Origin of the sequence: Wolbachia endosymbiont of Encarsia formosa, assembly GCF_039540065.1 — a bacterium.
Classification (GTDB): domain Bacteria; phylum Pseudomonadota; class Alphaproteobacteria; order Rickettsiales; family Anaplasmataceae; genus Wolbachia.
The window spans coordinates 1-17,255 of record NZ_CP154278.1 but is presented as its reverse complement, the minus strand read 5'-3'; the positions used below and the strand labels follow the sequence as shown (position 1 = coordinate 17,255).

The window sequence follows — 17,255 nt, the reverse complement described above, 5'->3', positions numbered from 1 at the left end:
TCAAGTGTATTAACAAGCTGACACAAGATAACCCTTCAACTTTCCCCACTTATTCGCTATACTGCTAAAGGTTTTATGGCTTTTTAGTTAATGAATATTTTCAAGCAGATTTCCTCTCTCATTTCCAGCAAATTAAATGAATTGAAGCGAAGGGGTATCATAAATACAAGTGCAGAAAATTTTATTGTAGAACCTCCAAGCAATAGAGCACATGGTGATATCTATACAAATGTTGCTATGGTGCTTGCAAAACATGAAAAGAAGAATCCCATTGAAATCGCAGAGGTTTTAGCTAAAGAGTTTGAACTTTTTGATGAAGTTGAAAAAGTGGAAATAGCAGGCCCTGGTTTCATCAACATGCACTTAAAAATAGAAGTGTGGCATGGAATTTTAAAACAAATAAATGAGCTAAAAACAGAGTTTGGCACTCTAAATATTGGAAATAACCAAGCTGTCAATGTTGAATTTGTATCTGCAAATCCAACAGGTCCTCTGCATATTGGTCATGCAAGAGGGGCAGTGTTTGGTGATGTTTTAGCAAATTTACTAAAGAAAGTTGGCTATAATGTTACTAAGGAGTACTATATCAATGATGCTGGAGTGCAGATAGATACGCTAATTCGGTCAGTATATTTGCGGTATAAGGAAGCTCTGGGAGAAAAAATCAGCAGCATCGAAAAAGGTTTATACCCAGGTGAATATTTAAAACCAATAGGGGAGGGGCTAGCTAAAAAATATGGCAAGGAGCTTAGAGAAGAGGAAGATAATCGAGTAATTAGAGAATATACTTTAAGTTCTATCTTGGAAATCATAAAGGAAGACATGAGCTTGCTCGGAGTAAATCATGATGTCTTTACTTCAGAGTATGAGCTACGTGGCAAAATTGAAGAGAGTATAAAGATATTGTCTGACAAGGGTCTAGTATATGAAGGGTACCTAGAAAAACCAAAAGGTAAAGAAAGTGAAAATTGGACTTCTAGAAAAGAAATGTTGTTTTGCTCCACAAAATTTGGTGATGATGTTGATCGTGCACTAAAAAAAGAGGATGGCAGTTGGACTTATTTTGCCTCAGATATCGCTTATCATTTTGATAAGATATCACGTGGCTTTAACAACATGATCGTGGAGCTTGGCAGTGACCACGGCGGTTATGTCAAAAGACTCAAAGCAGTTGTCTCTGCGCTAGAAGAAAAGATAGAGGTAAAACTGCATAATATTGTGAATTTTTTTGAGAATGGCAAACCTGTTAAGATGTCCAAAAGATCAGGAAACTTTCTTACAGCCAGGGATGTAGTGGAAGAGGTTGGTAGGGATATCACTCGTTTTATAATGTTAACACGCAAGAATGATATGGTCTTGGACTTTGATTTTGCTAAAGTTAAGGAACAGTCAAAAGATAATCCTATTTTTTATGTGCAATATGCGAACGCTCGTGCTCATTCGTTAATGCGTAATGCTCCAAGAGAGCTCCCAGCAGCAGACCCTTCACTTTTAAAGAAAGATGGAGAGCTATTCCTCATAAAAACCTTAGCAAAGTGGCCAGATGTGGTAGAAACAGCGGCAAGGCTTTATGAGCCACACAGAATTACTTTCTACTTACTTGAAGTTGCAGAAGCATTTCACGTTTTATGGGGATATGGCAAGAGTGATTTAAATATGCGGTTTATACTGGAGAATAACTTAAACCTCACCGCTGCAAGAATATTTCTTGTCCAAGCCTTAGCATACGTCATTGCTTCTGGACTTTCTATTTTCAATATAGAGCCCTTGGAAGAGATGTGTTAATTTTGTGTGATTCATAGATGTTATTACAATAAGAATATAAGGTCAAATAGAAATTTGGATTTGCAGTAGTTTATAGACCTTATTACAATTGCAAAGGATAAATTAGTTAATCTAGGGTTAAACTACGTCTGAGTTGGATAAAACTATACAAAAAGTTGGGTCATGCAGGAAAGAGCATTATGGTATTTCACGTTTTACCTTACGTAAATGGTACAAACGTTATGAAGAGTTAGGTGAAAAAGGATTAGTAGATCTCAGTAGTAAGCCTAAAACTTCACCTTTGCAAAAGATCAATGAATCAGATGAGCAGCTTATTCTTCATCTAAGACAAACTAGAAAGCTAGGGGCAAGAAACCGAGTTAAGACGTCTATATGATTTATCCTTGTCATTGGCTACTATACACAAAATTTTCAAAAAACATAGTGTAAGTCTTCTGCATGTTAAACGTCATTATCGCAAACATGTCAAGCGTTATAACTGTAAAGTACCTGGAGAGCGTGTGCAGATGGATGTGTGCAAAATATCGTCAGGGCTTTATCAATATACTGCTATAGATACGTTATAAAATTGTTGCATTATATTCAAGAAGTACTTCAAAAAACACTTTAGATTTCCTAAAACAACTAAGAGAAAGAATACCTTTCCATTGCCAAAGGATTCAAACTGATAGAGGGCAAGAATTTTTTGCTTATGAGGTGCAAGAATGTTTGAAGGAATGGAAAATTAAATTTCGTCCTATTAAGCCGTTTTCTCCACACTTAAATGGTAAAGTGGAAAGAGCACAGCGTACAGACTTAGATGAGTTTTACAGTATCGTTACCATCAAGAGCTCTGAATTGCAAATTAAACTTAGGGATTGGGAAGAGTATTATAATAAACACCGCCCTCATAGCGCTCTTCAAGGAAAAACTCCTTGGGAAAAATATAAGGAACTGGAAAATACGATTCCTTGCTTAAGTGAAAAACTATATCTTATCAAAAGAGTCGTTTGTCATGCAAAATTGTAAACACAATCAGAAACTACAATCACTTCAAAAATGCAAATCTCTTAACAAGCCAACTAGTTCAGACTCAATCTGACAAGTCAATTGTAATAACCTCTATGAATCACACACATTAAAGCGCACTGAGTTACATTCTTTTGCTGTACTGCCAAAGAGATGGGTTGTCGAGCGTTCTTTCGCTTGGTTATAAAAATGTAGACGATTGTGGAAAAATTGCGAGCGTAAACTTAACACTAGCCTACAGATGGTCGTTCTTGCTTTCACTTCTCTACTTCTCAAAAGATTTTAAACAGGTTCTTAGAAGGCTGCTCCTCTCTCTTTTCTTTTTCATCTTATTATTAACTTATTCATAAATTCTTGACAAGTACTAATAATTTAGGTATTATTGGTGTTATATTAATAATAAAGAAGAAAAATGACTGGTGAAATTTCATCTAATAGTAGCGGTTTGTTATCAGCTCCCCTGCCTCTATCACCTGCAGATTGGGTAAAAAATTGTGGGCAAGCGGAAAGTAACGATAAAAATGAAAAAACTTCTGGTAGTATTGAATCAGAAAATAGCAGTAGCACTCAACCAACAACAGTTCTATCTGAGGATCCTTCTCAACTTACAACAGAACAAAAAATCGATGCTCCCATTTTGGTTAATACTTCAGTTGGCATAAGTAATGCAGCTGCCTTAAAATATTCAATTGCTACTTTATTGCTATGTATATCTAGTGTTACAGCTGGGATATATACTTATCTTGCGATTTCAGCAACACTAAGTGCTCCAGTACTTTTCATAGTCATTGCTTCTGTTTCTTCATTGGTTGTGTTGAACTTAGCTGTATATCTTATTAATTCATTTGTTTCTGCAATAAACAGCGAGAAAGGAGTTGATCCTGGTAGAAAACAATCACAAGATAGTGGTTTACAGAAAGCAAAAGGACTTGAACATAGCAATACTCCTACATCATCACTTCCAGTAATGTCTGTAACACCAATTGTACCGCCATCACCACCTCCTCCTACAGCTTCCAAGCATATGGAGCAACATAAGGATACTAATATATTGGAAGAGACTAAGAACAAAACACTGAAGAAGGTTGAAGATAAACTTAAGAATGATAATGGTCGTGCTGCTCTATTTAATGATATAAAAAAGGTTACATTTAAGACAACTATGAATGAAGAGCAAAAAAGAAAGCGTGATGAAAAGATAGAGCAAAGTCAGAAAAAACTAAAAGAGCAAGAAAAAAAAAGAAAAAAAGAAAGAGAAAACGCTGGAGAAGAAACAGCAGAAGATATGCAACATACTCTTGCAAAAAAACTTACTAGAAGAAGGACAGGAATTGCTAGAGAGGAAGAGAACATAGTACAACCGTTAAACGAAGTATATGATAAAATATCAAGTATGATTCCATCACCACGGAGCCGAAGTAGTAGTTTATCAAGCAATAATAGTGATGAAAGTTGGAACAGCGATGATGAGTATCTATCATCTCCAGCTTCCGAATTAGACAGAAAAGAGAGTCCTGATAGTGGTCATGATAATATAAAACCCGAACTCACAACTCCACCACGTTCTACACTAAAGGCGGAGAAGCCACCGATACCACCTAAACCACCAAATTTGCGTGTTAATTTATAATAAGCTCTTCCTATCGAACAAGTGAGTATTGAGGTGCAAGATTCATCTACTGAAGGACAATTTCAAAGTTGTATATAGAAATCCCAAATAGGAACAAATTTCCTCACTTAAAATAAGTTTACCTAAAGGCCTGATTGTACTAAGATTGCTTAGTACAATCAGATTTATAAATGCGTTTATCTCAATATTATCTGCCAACTTTAAAAGAAGCCCCTACTGGTGCTGAAATTATTTCTCATCAATATTTGTTACGTGCGGGCTTAATCAAGCAGACAGCTTCTGGAATTTATTCTTGGCTGCCGCTTGGTCTTTTAGTGCTTAAAAATATTGAAAATATTATCAGAGATGAAATTGGTGCGATTGAAGTGTTGATGCCTTGTGTGCAGCCAGCAAGTCTTTGGCGAGAGTCAGGACGTTACGATGATTACGGCAAAGAAATGCTACGTATTAAAGATAGGCATGAAAGCGATATGCTTTTTGGTCCAACACATGAGGAGGTGGTAACTGATTTGATTAGAAATACGGTAAAAAGTTACAAAGATTTGCCACTTTGTTTATATCAAATTCAGTGGAAGTTTCGTGACGAAGTAAGGCCACGTTATGGTGTTATGAGAGGCAGGGAATTTCTGATGAAGGATGCGTATAGTTTTGATTTAGATTACGAAAGTGCACTAAATTCATATAATTCAATGTACAAAACTTACATAAAAATCTTCAAACGCATAGGACTTACTCCAATTGGAGTGAGAGCGGATACAGGACCAATTGGAGGAGATTTAAGCCACGAGTTTCATATATTGGCAAGCACCGGTGAGAGCACTTTATATTATGACAATAAATTCTCTGAACTGCTAGAGAGTGAAGATATTGAAAGCCTGAAGAGCATATATGCAGTTGCAGACGATATGCATGACCCTAAAAGTTGTCCTATACCGCAAGAACAGTTAAATGTTAGTAAAGGTATTGAAATAGGGCACATTTTTTATTTTGGTGATAAGTACTCAAAACCAATGAATGCAAAAGTTACTGTGCAAGGTGGAAAAAATGTCAACATACATATGGGTTCGTACGGTATTGGAGTTTCAAGGCTTGTTGGCGCAATAATAGAAGCTTTCCATGATGATAAAGGAATTATCTGGCCAGAGGCAGTAGCTCCTTTTAAAGTTGGTTTGATCAATTTACAAACAAAAGTAACGGAGGCTGCAGATAAAATATACAAAGCTTTGAAAAGCGATGAAGTGCTTTATGATGATACGGACGAAAGTGTAGGAGTGAAATTTGCCAGAATGGATATGATAGGCTTGCCATGGCAAATAATTATTGGAAAGAAAGCAGTAAGTGAAAATATAGTTGAAGTAAAAAATAGAGCAACTGGAGAGGTAGAGGAAATGCAAATTGAAGAAGCAATAAATCGTTTTAGCGCAAAATGATATACGGTATTGGCACTGATATAGTATATATACCAAGGATATTGAGAATATTACAAAAATACGGGGGGAAATTTCTCAATAAAGTCTATACTAAGAAGGAGATAGAGATAAGCAAAAAATATAATAGCCAAGAAGTAAGGGCAAAATATTTTGCTAAACGCTTTGCTGCAAAGGAAGCTTTTGTTAAAGCATTAGGCACTGGATTTAGCCAGGGAATTATAATGAAAGATATAGAAATATACAGTGATGTGAAAGGAAAGCCATGTCTTGCTGTCAGAAAGGATTTTATCTCAAAAGACTATAAGATTCACATTTCTCTAAGTGATGATCAAGATTATGCTACTGCGTTTGTTGTAATTTGCGTTGAGTAGATATTGTTTAGTACATATGATTTCAAAATTTTTTTTTGAAATTATACTTTGACCTACACAGATCGACCTTTCTGTGAATCCTGGTTTCTGCTTTCTTCAACTTGTTTTGCAAAAGACGTTTCTTGTGTATTCATATGTTGAAGTGGTTTAGCAATTTCGCGTACAACGGCAGTAACTGCAGTTAAAAATGCTTTCAGAAGTGCACCTAGAGCCCCACCAATCGCTTCCCTGCCGTATATACGAGCTTGCTTTTCGTTATCATCAGCAGTCTCCCCTGACCTCCTTCTTGGATCCATTCTATGAGCAATAACTGAAAACAACACTCCCCTAATTGAAGACTTCATTCGTGCTTTTGCCTTCTGAACATCTCCATCACTTGCTGCTTCATGTTTTTGCCTATTATTCATTAGCTCCTTTTGTTGTTGAGCACTTAAAACCTCCTCTATCAATTGTTTTTTTCTCTTTTCCAGAACTCTTTTCTTGGATTCTAATTTATCGCGAGTGTGCTTTGTGGTTTCAAGTTCTACATCAATATCCTCAGATGCTGCTTGGCTATATAAGGTTTCTATGAGCCTATCTATACTTCGCTTTACTTGCATAGTCCTTTCGTAACTATCTAAATTATCAACTCCTTCATCAATTTGACTTAAAATATCCTCAAAAGGTTTTAAATACTCTTTGCACTGCTCTTCCAGCTGATTTTCATTCTTCAAATTCCTTTCTCTTCTGTCATCGCTATTCTCTTCAACATTATCATCGCCTTCTTCGAAAAGATCTTCATCGTTCATAAATTTTTTTTTAATTTTGTTAAAACCCCCACCTATTATTATAGTATATGAAAAAATTAAATTAACACTAATGAAAAGTGTTCACAACTTCAGCACTTGCTAAAACTACAGTGAAGCTGTCAAAAGTGGCAGGATCGTAATATCTCTCATACAATTCAACCAAACACCTGAGCTTCATCTTCTCCGTAGCATTAAAGCTAATCTCATAATCATTATTAGAGTTTAACATTGCAGAATTACGCAATAATTCATCAGCCAATACTGAATTTAAAATGCCATTAATTTTTATTGTAATCTGTCTACTTCCAGCACAATCAAGCACTTTTCTCCAGCCAAAAGAGGAAATATCTTTCATCTCTTCTTTGTTATTACGCAAAGTAAACCTTAAGTTTCGTATATTATTCAGTACGACGAAATTATTGTCATGACCTTTAATTTTCAGCTGTAATTTGCTCACCGCTACCTCCTTGTATTAAAATATCAAAATTAATTGTTGAATGTAAAACTTCATCATGCTGATTCATAGCACAACTACTTTCCAAAATGGTCTCACTACTAATGCTCTTTACCACCAAGCTAACATGCTTTATAGCAGCAAGCATACTGCTTATATGATAAGTATATATGTCGCATAAAAATCTTACTTTTGTAGCAAAATTAGATAGCATATGCAGGTTAACATAATTTACTATGCGCAATCTCAGATAAGGAATAGTAACCTGCTTAGGCAGGTAATCATAGATGTTAGTAACATATTTGTTTAAATCAGAGTGTGCTTTTAATGCTGCATAAATACTATTATACAACTCATTTATAATTTGAATTTTTTCCATCTCACAGATACGGTTACGAAGATTGCAATTTGCAGGTACAACAGATGGTATCATCCTAGTGCTTACTGTACGAACACCATCTGTTGTATCTGCTATCGAATGACAAACAGGAACTACAAAACAACTTTTGGTTCGCGAAATGGAGAATACACCTTCTTTAGCTCAGATAAATGGCTACTTACTTCTGATTCACGATTTTTATAGATAGCAGAAACATGCTGCATAATACCTAGCTTTATTTGCTCAGGAACGCTGTCATAGCCAGCTTCGTATACAACATCAGCCCTTATTATGTTCAAATAATTGAAAAATTCAATATAGCTTACTATATCACTAAAATAATAACTAAGTTTTCTATTCTTATCAGTAGCCAATATTATTTTATTCACAGGACCATAGCTTAAATAGATTCTACGAGGTATATAACCTTCATATGAAACTTGCCACGTTTGCTTTACTAGAGACTTTTCCATATGCCACTGAGCATAATCAGTTGCCATAAAAATAAAACTTGAAATCAACTTATCATCTTGATCATTTTCAATTCGTAAAAAAGATTTAACCTCTCCTAAAGTTACTGGAAAAGATTTAGGCTTAGACTTACGTTGTATATTTATGATTGGATACTTTAGTCTCGTTGACATAACAACCCTCCTTTTCTATATATAGCTAAAATAAGTAAGACTTATCTATAAAAAATCTTACTTATTTTAGTTATCACTTAATATTAAATTGCAGCAGCAACTCTATCGTACAAGTATATTGAGAAGAGAACGTATTAACGCTGTTTCTCCTTTTTTTAGGCCGGACTTTAGTAGATTGACATTCTGAGAATGAATGTTATTGAAAGTGAAGTTTAGCTCTTTAGCAAGTAGACTGCGAAATTTCTGCACACTTTCATATGCGATGTTTTCAAGTTCATGCGCAAACTTATCTTGAGCCGCAGCTGCTATGTCTTCTATTTCTTCATTGAACTCTTCTAGCTTTCTTTCCTTACCTTTAAAATTTTTTGCAAAAGTTTTCATATTAATTGGCCTCAACTATTCTTGTAATTATAATGACAATAAAAAGACTACCGAAGTAAAAAATTAGCACTACAATACTGCAAACAACAGAAGCACACCAAACCGGTTCACTTTATAGCGTAAATTCAAGTATGTCATTCAAGTAGCCCTTTTTTATCATCCAAGTGCCCAGACACTGGGATCTAAGTTTCTCACAAGCAAACTAGCATAGAAAGGTGGTACAACGTTTTCGATGAGATTGCAGAAAGGCTGGATTCCAGCATCAAGTGCTGGAATGACACCCTCTATATAAACGTTAAGAAATTTAATAATAAAAAAAGGCAAAAGCGTTAGCTAGTTGTTACTCTCTCATCCTAAAAATTGGCGTTCTATACTATTTAAACATTTTATAAGCCCGCTTCAGCTTATATTAGGTAGAAATTATTGTGAAGACATAAAGTGCACATAGCGGAAAGATTTATAAGACGCCAACTGTATAATATTTTTGTCGTTTAATCTGAACAGATTGAAGGTAATAAAACACTTTGAATTTTATAGTAAGGAAGCTGAAAGATTTGTCAAGTAGTTTTCTTATCTTTTACAGGCATAATTTACATGCTACAATCAAATTTTCATAACTGGTGAATAAAAATGCAAAGAGATAAAATTAAAGTAGAAATAAAAAAGTTATCACATGGCAAAAGCTTGCCTCTTCCCTGTTATGCAACTATGCAGAGTGCTGGCATGGATCTTTATGCTGCTTTGGACGACTCTATTATTTTAAATCCACTTGAAAGGTTACTTATTCCAACTGGCATTGTGATTGCAATACCAAACGGTTTTGAAGGACAAGTTCGCCCACGTTCTGGGCTTGCTGCAAAACATGGAATCACTGTCTTAAATTCTCCGGGCACTATAGACTCCGATTATCGAGGTGAAGTTAAAATTTGCCTAATTAATCTAAGTAATCAGTCATATGAGATAAAAAGAGGAGATAGAATTGCACAAATTCTTATCACTCCTGTACCTGAGATAATTTGGAACAACATAGAAGAATTCTATGCAAAAGAAACTGCTCGCAATGAAGGAGGCTTTGGCTCAAGTGGTAGATAATTTATTGTTTATAAGTTGACAATAATAATTCTTTACATACAACTTTAATTAATTTAAATGAGGCAATTATGTTAATTTTTAAAAACCACCGTGGCCAGCTCCACAAAACAAATACTGCACTTTTAGTACTTACTTCTCTGTATGTTATAGGCGCAGCAGTAGCACTTTCATCACCATATTTGATGTCTTCAACTTATATACTTGCTCCACTTGCAGCTTTTGCAGCTACACCACTTGGAACGAGTGTTTTAGCATTTGTTACTGTTGCACTGATTAGTTTAGCAATATATTCCTTCATGAAAAATAACGAAATATCTGAACTTAAAGCTCCGAGAATTGTTGCTAGTAGCTTTCAAAGATACCTGATGTTGCAGGTAACAAATAAAGATCTTGAATTTATTGAAAAGAACTATAAGAACGAAAATGGTGAATATACTATAGATTTTACTAACTCAAAAGGCGAAGTATTCAAAGCTGAGAGTTATGGTCATATCAGATATATTGGTAATCCTGATCCAATCTTGCTTGGCAACACTAAACTCCTTTATCTATATCAGCTATACAAGAAGAATAGTGATGGTATATTTGAAGAGATAAATTGCGTACAGGAGTTAGAAACGTTAGGTTTAGGAGTTGAGGAAAATGATGCTAAAGAAGTAACCATCAAATTTGTGCCAAGCTCAATTATTAATTCACCAAAAGTTGAACACGAAAAGTCAGAAAGATTATTAATCAGCCAAGTATAAAAGGAATAAGTCTTCCCTTCATTTTTTTACTGTTAATGACTTAAACTTATTGTAGAAACTGTCTCAAAAAATAGATATTCACATATTTGTAAGAAATTTGCTAAGGATTTTTATTTAATTTAACTGCATCTTTTGCCTTATCCAATAACCCATTAATAAAACCAATTTCGCTTGGTTTATCAAGTAAATCAGATGCAATGTTAGTATACTCATTGATAACAACTGGAACTGGTGTATCGCAATTAATCAACTCACATATTGCAACGCGCAAGATAGATAAGCTTATAAGATTCAACCGTGGGAGGGACCAACTTGGGTGTAAATAAGACTCTATTATTTTATCATATTCTTCACTGCTCTTTATAACCTTATATAACAAGTTTTCTAAGAACTGATGGTCAAATTCTTCACATTCAAATATATCTCTCAACTTATTTATGTAGTCCTTAAGCTCACAATTTTCCAGTTTAAAAGTGCTTTTGTTGTAACCTACGAAAATATTTGAATAAGCAATTTGTACAGCAAGAAATCTTGCCGTGCTTCTTTTGATGCGCCACTTTTTATCTACTGGTTTTTCTTCCATTATTTTAATTTATTGTGTAGATCTATCATATGCAAAACAGTTGAGGCTGCATGGCCACCAACGTTCTTTTTACTTTTGTCAGCTCTAATTAGTGCTTTATCTTTGCTGTCAGCGGTAATTACGCCCATACCAAGAGGTATTGCATAATGCATAATAACTTCATTTAAGCCTTCGATTACTCCTTTACAAATATATTGATAGTGATCGGTTTCACCTCGAATCACGCACCCAAGAGCTAAATAACCGTCATAATTAGCATTATTGCTTTTTACTGCAAAGAGAATTGTAGCTGGTATCTCAAATGCACCGGGAACCTCAATTACATCGTAACTTGCGCTGCTGCCTTTTAATTTATCGGTTGCACCTTCAAGCAAAAGGTTTGCTACTTCAGTATAGTAAATTGAATTAATTATTAGTATTTTCGACATTTATCCCTCCTTTTCTTGTTAAAAATAACTTTATTAATGATTGCTGAATTAAAGTTATAATATTACTAAATATCCAATATATTACGAGACCTGCAGGAAAAGAAGAAAAGATAAAGACAGAAATGTAAGGTAAAAACTTCATAACATTTACTTGAATATCATCTTTGCTGGGTTCACTTAGCTTCTGCTGGATTATCATAGTAATACCAAAAACTATAGGCAAAATGCCTATAGAAATAGGAAAGTTATAATTAAACAACCCAAATAACGTAAAGATATTCGTTGGGTCAGGAGCTGAAAGATCCTTAATCCATAAAAAAAAAGGAGCATGCCTCATCTCTATAGTAACAAATAATACTTTATATAGAGCAAAAAATACCGGTATTTGTATTATCATGGGAAAAATGCTCGACATTGGGTTTACATTGTGTCTCTTGAACAACGCAATTGTCTCTTTGTGCTGCTTTAAGCTGTCATTTTTATACAACTCTTTTATACGAGTTAATTCAGGCTGCAGGTTTTTTACCTTGAACATCGAAATATATGATCTATTAGATAAGGGAAGCATCAAAAGTTTGATTACTAAAGTCAGAAATAATATTGCTAAGGCAAAATTTTTTAAAACGAAGTTAAAATATTCAAGCAGTAAAAACACCGGCTTGGTTATAAAATAAAGAACACCAAAATCTACAGCTTTATCAAACAAAGGTATATTGAGAGTATCCTTATAAGAATCCAGTAAATTCAACTTTTTTGCTCCAGCAAAAAAATAATTCACATTAGAAACACTTGCGCCAGGAAGTATGCTCTTGTAAGGTTTGACAAAATCTACTTGGAATTTATCAGTATTATTAACGTTCGTGTGTTTAATGCTTACATTTATTTTATCAGATTTCTCAGGTATGATGGCTGTAAGCCAGTATTTATCAGCAAAACCAAACCAATTTTTTTCACTCGTGCTTGCTTTTATTAAATGTTTTTTGGAAATATCCTTATATGTCCACTCCTCTATTTTATTATCAAATGCACCCAGTACTCCTTCATGGGATATCCAATAAGATTCGTTGATATTGTCACGTTTACGGTTGATTCTACCATAAGGAACCAAAACTACATTATCTTTTGTATTGTTTTCAATAATTTGCTCAACTTTAAACATGTAGTTATCGTCAAGGCTAATTTTCATTCTAAATAAAATGCCATTTTCATTATCCCAAAATAAATTGACCTCTTTTTGATTGAGTTTATCTGCTTGCCAGACTGTTTTAGAATCTGGAACTTTAATCTTTTCATTCGGATCGAGCCACCCAAATTCTGCGAAATATACATCTTTTGATTCTGCAGGTGAAAGTAACACCACTTGTGGAGAAGAAGAACTCGGTTCTAAGTGGTAATTGGTTAAAATTAAGTCATCAAATCTTGCACCTTTCAGATAAATTGATCCTTCAAGCATGTTATTGGTTAAATTAACTCTCTGTTCTCGAGTAGAATTAATAAATTCAGAACGATTTTGGTGTATTATAGGAGCAAGGTCGTTAAAAGATTCGATATGTTCAATATTTTCAACCGATGGTTGGCCTTGGCTCGTGTTAAGAAAATTATCATAAATAATATGCCACAATACTATAATCAATATAGAAAGAATTGTTGCTAAAATTAAATTTTTTGCTTCTGACATGAAATTAAATCGAACATACCTCCTTAAAGGATATGTTAAATATTGTACTAAAACAATAAAATTTACTCATTTTTAATAATAGCTTTTAACGCTAATCTTAAAAATTTACTCTTATGGCTTCAAATTTTAATAACATGAATGCAGCAAAAAATCTAGTTATTTGGTTACTGATAATAGTCATTACAGCAATGTTTATTGATTCACAAGGGGATAAACTAAGCAATAGGTTTCTGAGCACTTTTCTACCGTACAAAGGGAGGGTTCAAAATGGCGGAAGTATCGAATTTACAAAATCATACGATGGACACTTTTATATTCAGGCTCAAGTCAATGATCGCAATATAACGTTTTTGCTTGATACCGGAGCAACTGATATTGTTTTATCACAAAAAGATGCGTTACATGCTAGTATTAACTTACAAAACATTCAAGACTTTAAAATATATGAAACTGCAAAAGGTCAAATAAAAGCTGGATTGGTTCAAATATCTCAAGTTAAAATAGGAAATTTTTTAATTAATGATGTGCACGCTAGTGTTAATACTCATTCTATGTCCCATTCATTACTTGGCATGAGTTTTTTGAGGTATTTTCATTTCACTATTAGAGACAATAAGTTGATATTATATCGTGACTAGAAAATGCTGCTTATATAAGCAGCATTCTGGTATTGATCTTTAAAATACATTAATCTCTAAATTGTGATCACCATATGGCTACGTGTAGTACCTTATCTGGTAAGTACCATTATATTCAAGCGTTCCACTTTTGCTTTCTAAATCAATTCCTCTTGAAGTTTGATCTATACTCTCGATCTCAAGCCTGCTGCCTAAATTACCTAATCCTTTGTTCTCAACCTTAAAAGAGTCTTCTTCGAATTTTACTAACGCCTGTGTTCCCCCTTTATAAATATCGGTAAAATAAACATTACCAATTTTTTCATTATACCCAGAAAACCCTTTTATATTTACAATAGATTCTCCATCTTTGCTGGCAATATTTATATTTCTTTCCATATCCAAATCTGAGTATACCGGATACTCTGCGACATAATTTCCTTCCGTATCATCATTAACTTTAAAACTAAATAACTTATTAATTTCATTATCAATTGTACTTTTGCTAGAATCAAACTGAATATTCCCTATTTTTATCTGTTCTGTAAATCTGTAATCTGTATCTGGATTATGAACAGGCTGGCTAAACGGATTATGGCTTTTGGCGTTATACCTACACTTTAAATCATTTCCATCAAAATTGCACTCTGCACCATTCTTTAATTTAACATCGAAACTATCTCCTGATGAATTGAAATCGTCAATATCTTTCAATTGCAATTTCAGAGTATCTACCATAAAAAACTCCTTTATAATATGAATAATGAAAGCTATATACCAATTTTATTATAAATATATTAACATTTGTACTTCATCTGCTTATTAAAGCTCTGCAGGTCAATATAGGAGCAGAAATAAATATTGCAGAGCAAGTGCCAACTGCAATGCCAAAAGAAATAACTAAGCTGAAGTCTCTGACCATACCTGTACAAATCAGCACTAAAGGAAGAGCGGCAAGAAGAGTAGTACCTGAAGTTAACATAGTGCGAAATAGGGTCAAATTAATGCTGGAATCAACTATTTCATCCATTTCTACATCTTTTCTATTTTTTTGATACTCTCGAATCCGATCGTATATAACCACTGAATTATTGATTGAATAGCCAATCACGGTAAGTAGAGCTGCAACTGATGAAATATTAAACTCAATACTCGTTAAGCTGATAAAGCCAAGAGTTAAAATTACATCATGAACCAGTGCCGTTATTCCACCAATTCCACATTGCCAATTAAACCTAAGCCAAACGTAAAAAAATATTCCAATAATTGCAATTAACATGGCTGATATCCCTTCAAATATCTGTGTTGAACCTATTTGTGGACCAACATAGTCTATTTTGCGGTAAATTATTGCATTACCGAATTTTTCTTCCAGTATACTTTTGACCTTTTTAATTTTATCTTCATCTCCCTCATCTTTAAACCGCACAACTAAGTTATCACCAGCTTTTGAACTCTGTATCGTAAATCCATTCTCTTTTAATATATTAAGAATAGAATTATCCTCACTTGAGGATTTTATCTCTATTAAAACTCCACCTGTGAAGTCTATTCCTAAATTCACTCCATGTAGTACAACAGTAAGCACCGAAAAAACGACGAGAATAATACTAATAAATGCTGTCATTTTTCCATATTTACTAAATTTGATATCAATATTGTCCGGAATAAGTCTAACTGCCATATTTCCTACTTAAATTTTGATTTTATATACTTTTTAAGCAATAGACTAGCTATTTTCTCTAGTTTTTTTAACCATTACTAATACTGACACCTGGCTCACCTAATCTAATGAAATAGAAAGAAAAGGATATTTGATCAAAGAAATTAAAATAGCCTGGTTATCATTAATAAAATACTACTTAAATATCTTTTTTAATAGATTGATTTCATCAGCAAATTTTGAGTCAGTTCTTATAAAATTTTCTACTTGTTTGACTGCATGTATAACAGTCGCATGATCTCTGCCACCAAAGTTTCTTCCAATATCTGGCAGGCTCTTTTGTGTAAACTTCTTAGCAAAATACATAGCTATTTGTCTTGGTCTTGCAAGACTACGGAGCCTTCTATTAGATTGCATATCTGCAACCTTTATGTTAAAAAATTCAGCTACTTTCTTTTGTATCTCTTCTATTGTGATTGACCTATGATTCGATCTAAGAAGATCTATTAGGGTCTCGCTAGCTGATTCTACTGTCATACTTCTTCCAATTAACGAAGTATGAGCAACCTTATTTAATGCTCCTTCTAGTTCTCTTATATTGGATTTTATATTCCTTGCTAAAAATTCTAGGACATCTTTTGGAATATAAATATTCATTCGCTCCACTTTGGCCTGCAATATACCAAGTCTTAATTCAAAAGTTGTTTTATTGATATCTGCAACTAATCCCCAACCAAGTCGTGATTTTATTCTCTCCTCTACTCCATCAAGATCACTAGGAGATCTATCAGCTGATATAACCAATTGTTTATTTTGATCTATCAATGCATTGAAAGTGTGAAAAAATTCTTCTTGTGTACTATCTTTACCACTGATAAATTGTACATCATCTACCATCAATACATCTACTGATCTAAATTGTTCTTTAAATAACATAATATCTTTACTTCGCAGCGCTGTAATATATTGATACATGAATTTCTCTGCCGATAAATATACTACTTTTCTCTTTGCTGATAGAGAATTAACTATATCCCAAGCTATAGCATGCATTAAATGTGTTTTACCAAGTCCCACTCCACCATATAGAAATAAAGGATTGCTGCCTGATATTGGATCTATAGATTCCGCTACACGCTTTGCCGCTGTAAATGCTAATTCATTTGACTTTCCTACCACAAAATTATTAAAACTGAATCTGGGATCCAGTGGTGAACCAAGATTATGATTATTTTCCTCTCTATTTTTTAGTATCGTATTAGAATTTGAATTTCTTTCTTCAATTAATTGAATATCAATAGAACATACACTTTGATCTTCCCTTTGCCATAATGACAATATTTTTTCCATGTAGTGAACTGTAATCCACTCCTTTATAAATCTTGTTGGTACAGACAACAAAACTTCTCCATTTCTGTTGCTGATAAATCTTAGTGAACTCAACCAGCTGTTATATGTTGCCTCTCCATAAAGATTATGGAGATAATTTTGGATTTTTTCCCAAGTAAAATTGTGGTCCTTTACTGTAATAATCTGATCAAAAAACATAGTAGAAACATTAGGGTTAGTTAAGTTCAT

Annotated in this window: 21 protein-coding genes and 1 pseudogene; 10 read left to right on the top strand and 12 right to left on the bottom strand. The window is 33.8% G+C overall.

What is annotated here, in order from left to right; genetic code table 11:
* Window positions 1–90 precede the first annotated feature (90 nt).
* The 7 genes and pseudogenes from argS to AAE962_RS00080 all read left to right on the top strand — a co-directional run bounded on the left by argS (window position 91) and on the right by AAE962_RS00080 (window position 6,224).
* Window positions 91–1,785, top strand: a complete 1,695-nt coding sequence (gene argS, locus AAE962_RS00110) for an arginine--tRNA ligase (protein ID WP_343289071.1) — start codon at window positions 91–93, stop codon at window positions 1,783–1,785.
* A gap of 133 nt (window positions 1,786–1,918) precedes the next feature.
* Window positions 1,919–2,161 (top strand): helix-turn-helix domain-containing protein, encoded by a 243-nt coding sequence (locus tag AAE962_RS00105; RefSeq protein WP_343288789.1) that lies wholly within the window; start codon window positions 1,919–1,921, stop codon window positions 2,159–2,161.
* Window positions 2,162–2,481: 320 nt separating this feature from the next.
* Entirely contained in the window at window positions 2,482–2,793 is a 312-nt protein-coding gene (locus AAE962_RS00100; RefSeq protein ID WP_343288788.1) for an integrase core domain-containing protein, read from the top strand.
* Between the two features lie 112 nt (window positions 2,794–2,905).
* A pseudogene (locus AAE962_RS00095) lies at window positions 2,906–3,079 on the top strand (transposase); the annotation flags it as partial.
* A 126-nt stretch (window positions 3,080–3,205) separates the two neighbouring features.
* The gene (locus tag AAE962_RS00090) at window positions 3,206–4,423 is read left to right on the top strand and encodes a hypothetical protein (RefSeq protein WP_343289070.1); all 1,218 of its coding nucleotides are present in this window, start codon (window positions 3,206–3,208) and stop codon (window positions 4,421–4,423) included.
* 170 nt (window positions 4,424–4,593) lie between these two features.
* On the top strand, window positions 4,594–5,853 hold the full coding sequence (gene proS / locus AAE962_RS00085; RefSeq protein ID WP_343289069.1) for a proline--tRNA ligase: 1,260 nt from the start codon (window positions 4,594–4,596) through the stop codon (window positions 5,851–5,853).
* Window positions 5,850–6,224 (top strand): holo-[acyl-carrier-protein] synthase, encoded by a 375-nt coding sequence (locus AAE962_RS00080; RefSeq protein ID WP_343289068.1) that lies wholly within the window; start codon window positions 5,850–5,852, stop codon window positions 6,222–6,224. The genes proS and AAE962_RS00080 overlap by 4 nt, the downstream gene beginning before the upstream one ends.
* A 53-nt stretch (window positions 6,225–6,277) precedes the next feature.
* Here AAE962_RS00080 and AAE962_RS00075 read toward each other — a convergent pair whose 3' ends face one another.
* The 6 genes from AAE962_RS00075 to AAE962_RS00050 form a co-directional block, all read right to left on the bottom strand.
* On the bottom strand, window positions 6,278–7,012 hold the full coding sequence (locus AAE962_RS00075; protein ID WP_343289067.1) for a hypothetical protein: 735 nt from the start codon (window positions 7,010–7,012) through the stop codon (window positions 6,278–6,280).
* A 67-nt stretch (window positions 7,013–7,079) separates the two neighbouring features.
* Window positions 7,080–7,469 carry a phage tail tube protein gene (locus tag AAE962_RS00070; RefSeq protein ID WP_343289066.1) on the bottom strand — a complete coding sequence of 130 codons (390 nt, stop codon included), beginning with the start codon at window positions 7,467–7,469 and terminating at the stop codon, window positions 7,080–7,082.
* Window positions 7,444–7,845, bottom strand: coding sequence for a DUF3168 domain-containing protein (locus AAE962_RS00065; protein ID WP_343289065.1), 402 nt, complete (start codon window positions 7,843–7,845; stop codon window positions 7,444–7,446). Before AAE962_RS00065 ends, AAE962_RS00070 begins: the two co-directional genes overlap by 26 nt.
* Before the next feature lie 113 nt (window positions 7,846–7,958).
* The gene (locus tag AAE962_RS00060; RefSeq protein WP_343289064.1) at window positions 7,959–8,489 is read right to left on the bottom strand and encodes a head-tail connector protein; all 531 of its coding nucleotides are present in this window, start codon (window positions 8,487–8,489) and stop codon (window positions 7,959–7,961) included.
* Between the two features lie 102 nt (window positions 8,490–8,591).
* Window positions 8,592–8,870, bottom strand: a complete 279-nt coding sequence (locus AAE962_RS00055; protein WP_017532302.1) for a hypothetical protein — start codon at window positions 8,868–8,870, stop codon at window positions 8,592–8,594.
* A 156-nt stretch (window positions 8,871–9,026) separates the two neighbouring features.
* Window positions 9,027–9,194: a hypothetical protein gene (locus AAE962_RS00050; protein ID WP_343289063.1), complete on the bottom strand. Its 168-nt coding sequence runs from the start codon at window positions 9,192–9,194 to the stop codon at window positions 9,027–9,029.
* A gap of 306 nt (window positions 9,195–9,500) precedes the next feature.
* Here AAE962_RS00050 and dut point away from each other — a divergent pair, with 306 nt between their 5' ends.
* Window positions 9,501–9,962 (top strand): dUTP diphosphatase, encoded by a 462-nt coding sequence (gene dut, locus AAE962_RS00045; RefSeq protein ID WP_343289062.1) that lies wholly within the window; start codon window positions 9,501–9,503, stop codon window positions 9,960–9,962.
* A gap of 68 nt (window positions 9,963–10,030) precedes the next feature.
* Complete coding sequence (locus AAE962_RS00040) at window positions 10,031–10,708, top strand: hypothetical protein (RefSeq protein WP_343289061.1); 678 nt, start codon at window positions 10,031–10,033, stop codon at window positions 10,706–10,708.
* 100 nt (window positions 10,709–10,808) lie between these two features.
* Here AAE962_RS00040 and nusB read toward each other — a convergent pair whose 3' ends face one another.
* From nusB to yidC, 3 genes are read right to left on the bottom strand one after another with little or no spacing between them, the layout of a single operon-like run.
* The gene (nusB, locus tag AAE962_RS00035; protein ID WP_343289060.1) at window positions 10,809–11,291 is read right to left on the bottom strand and encodes a transcription antitermination factor NusB; all 483 of its coding nucleotides are present in this window, start codon (window positions 11,289–11,291) and stop codon (window positions 10,809–10,811) included.
* Window positions 11,291–11,719, bottom strand: a complete 429-nt coding sequence (locus AAE962_RS00030) for a 6,7-dimethyl-8-ribityllumazine synthase (protein ID WP_343289059.1) — start codon at window positions 11,717–11,719, stop codon at window positions 11,291–11,293. The genes nusB and AAE962_RS00030 overlap by 1 nt, the downstream gene beginning before the upstream one ends.
* On the bottom strand, window positions 11,697–13,397 hold the full coding sequence (gene yidC, locus AAE962_RS00025) for a membrane protein insertase YidC (RefSeq protein WP_343289058.1): 1,701 nt from the start codon (window positions 13,395–13,397) through the stop codon (window positions 11,697–11,699). Before yidC ends, AAE962_RS00030 begins: the two co-directional genes overlap by 23 nt.
* Window positions 13,398–13,510: 113 nt before the next feature.
* Here yidC and AAE962_RS00020 point away from each other — a divergent pair, with 113 nt between their 5' ends.
* The gene (locus AAE962_RS00020; RefSeq protein WP_343289057.1) at window positions 13,511–14,035 is read left to right on the top strand and encodes a TIGR02281 family clan AA aspartic protease; all 525 of its coding nucleotides are present in this window, start codon (window positions 13,511–13,513) and stop codon (window positions 14,033–14,035) included.
* 78 nt (window positions 14,036–14,113) lie between these two features.
* Here AAE962_RS00020 and AAE962_RS00015 read toward each other — a convergent pair whose 3' ends face one another.
* From AAE962_RS00015 to dnaA, 3 genes are all read right to left on the bottom strand, one after another.
* Window positions 14,114–14,752, bottom strand: a complete 639-nt coding sequence (locus AAE962_RS00015) for a hypothetical protein (RefSeq protein ID WP_343289056.1) — start codon at window positions 14,750–14,752, stop codon at window positions 14,114–14,116.
* Window positions 14,753–14,825: 73 nt separating this feature from the next.
* On the bottom strand, window positions 14,826–15,698 hold the full coding sequence (gene secF, locus AAE962_RS00010) for a protein translocase subunit SecF (protein ID WP_343289055.1): 873 nt from the start codon (window positions 15,696–15,698) through the stop codon (window positions 14,826–14,828).
* 174 nt (window positions 15,699–15,872) lie between these two features.
* Complete coding sequence (gene dnaA, locus AAE962_RS00005; protein WP_343289054.1) at window positions 15,873–17,255, bottom strand: chromosomal replication initiator protein DnaA; 1,383 nt, start codon at window positions 17,253–17,255, stop codon at window positions 15,873–15,875.

What these genes read in the sequence shown, in the direction of transcription:
- AAE962_RS00075 (WP_343289067.1), bottom strand. Translation starts at nt 7,012, where the DNA reads ATGAACGATGAAGATCTTTTCGAAGAAGGCGATGATAATGTTGAAGAG.
- nusB (WP_343289060.1), bottom strand. Translation starts at nt 11,291, where the DNA reads ATGGAAGAAAAACCAGTAGATAAAAAGTGGCGCATCAAAAGAAGCACG.
- AAE962_RS00080 (WP_343289068.1), top strand. Translation starts at nt 5,850, where the DNA reads ATGATATACGGTATTGGCACTGATATAGTATATATACCAAGGATATTG.
- argS (WP_343289071.1), top strand. Translation starts at nt 91, where the DNA reads ATGAATATTTTCAAGCAGATTTCCTCTCTCATTTCCAGCAAATTAAAT.
- AAE962_RS00030 (WP_343289059.1), bottom strand. Translation starts at nt 11,719, where the DNA reads ATGTCGAAAATACTAATAATTAATTCAATTTACTATACTGAAGTAGCA.
- yidC (WP_343289058.1), bottom strand. Translation starts at nt 13,397, where the DNA reads ATGTCAGAAGCAAAAAATTTAATTTTAGCAACAATTCTTTCTATATTG.
- AAE962_RS00040 (WP_343289061.1), top strand. Translation starts at nt 10,031, where the DNA reads ATGTTAATTTTTAAAAACCACCGTGGCCAGCTCCACAAAACAAATACT.
- AAE962_RS00055 (WP_017532302.1), bottom strand. Translation starts at nt 8,870, where the DNA reads ATGAAAACTTTTGCAAAAAATTTTAAAGGTAAGGAAAGAAAGCTAGAA.
- dnaA (WP_343289054.1), bottom strand. Translation starts at nt 17,255, where the DNA reads ATGAACTTAACTAACCCTAATGTTTCTACTATGTTTTTTGATCAGATT.
- proS (WP_343289069.1), top strand. Translation starts at nt 4,594, where the DNA reads ATGCGTTTATCTCAATATTATCTGCCAACTTTAAAAGAAGCCCCTACT.
- AAE962_RS00020 (WP_343289057.1), top strand. Translation starts at nt 13,511, where the DNA reads ATGGCTTCAAATTTTAATAACATGAATGCAGCAAAAAATCTAGTTATT.
- dut (WP_343289062.1), top strand. Translation starts at nt 9,501, where the DNA reads ATGCAAAGAGATAAAATTAAAGTAGAAATAAAAAAGTTATCACATGGC.
- AAE962_RS00060 (WP_343289064.1), bottom strand. Translation starts at nt 8,489, where the DNA reads ATGTCAACGAGACTAAAGTATCCAATCATAAATATACAACGTAAGTCT.
- AAE962_RS00015 (WP_343289056.1), bottom strand. Translation starts at nt 14,752, where the DNA reads ATGGTAGATACTCTGAAATTGCAATTGAAAGATATTGACGATTTCAAT.
- AAE962_RS00065 (WP_343289065.1), bottom strand. Translation starts at nt 7,845, where the DNA reads ATGGAAAAAATTCAAATTATAAATGAGTTGTATAATAGTATTTATGCA.
- secF (WP_343289055.1), bottom strand. Translation starts at nt 15,698, where the DNA reads ATGGCAGTTAGACTTATTCCGGACAATATTGATATCAAATTTAGTAAA.
- AAE962_RS00090 (WP_343289070.1), top strand. Translation starts at nt 3,206, where the DNA reads ATGACTGGTGAAATTTCATCTAATAGTAGCGGTTTGTTATCAGCTCCC.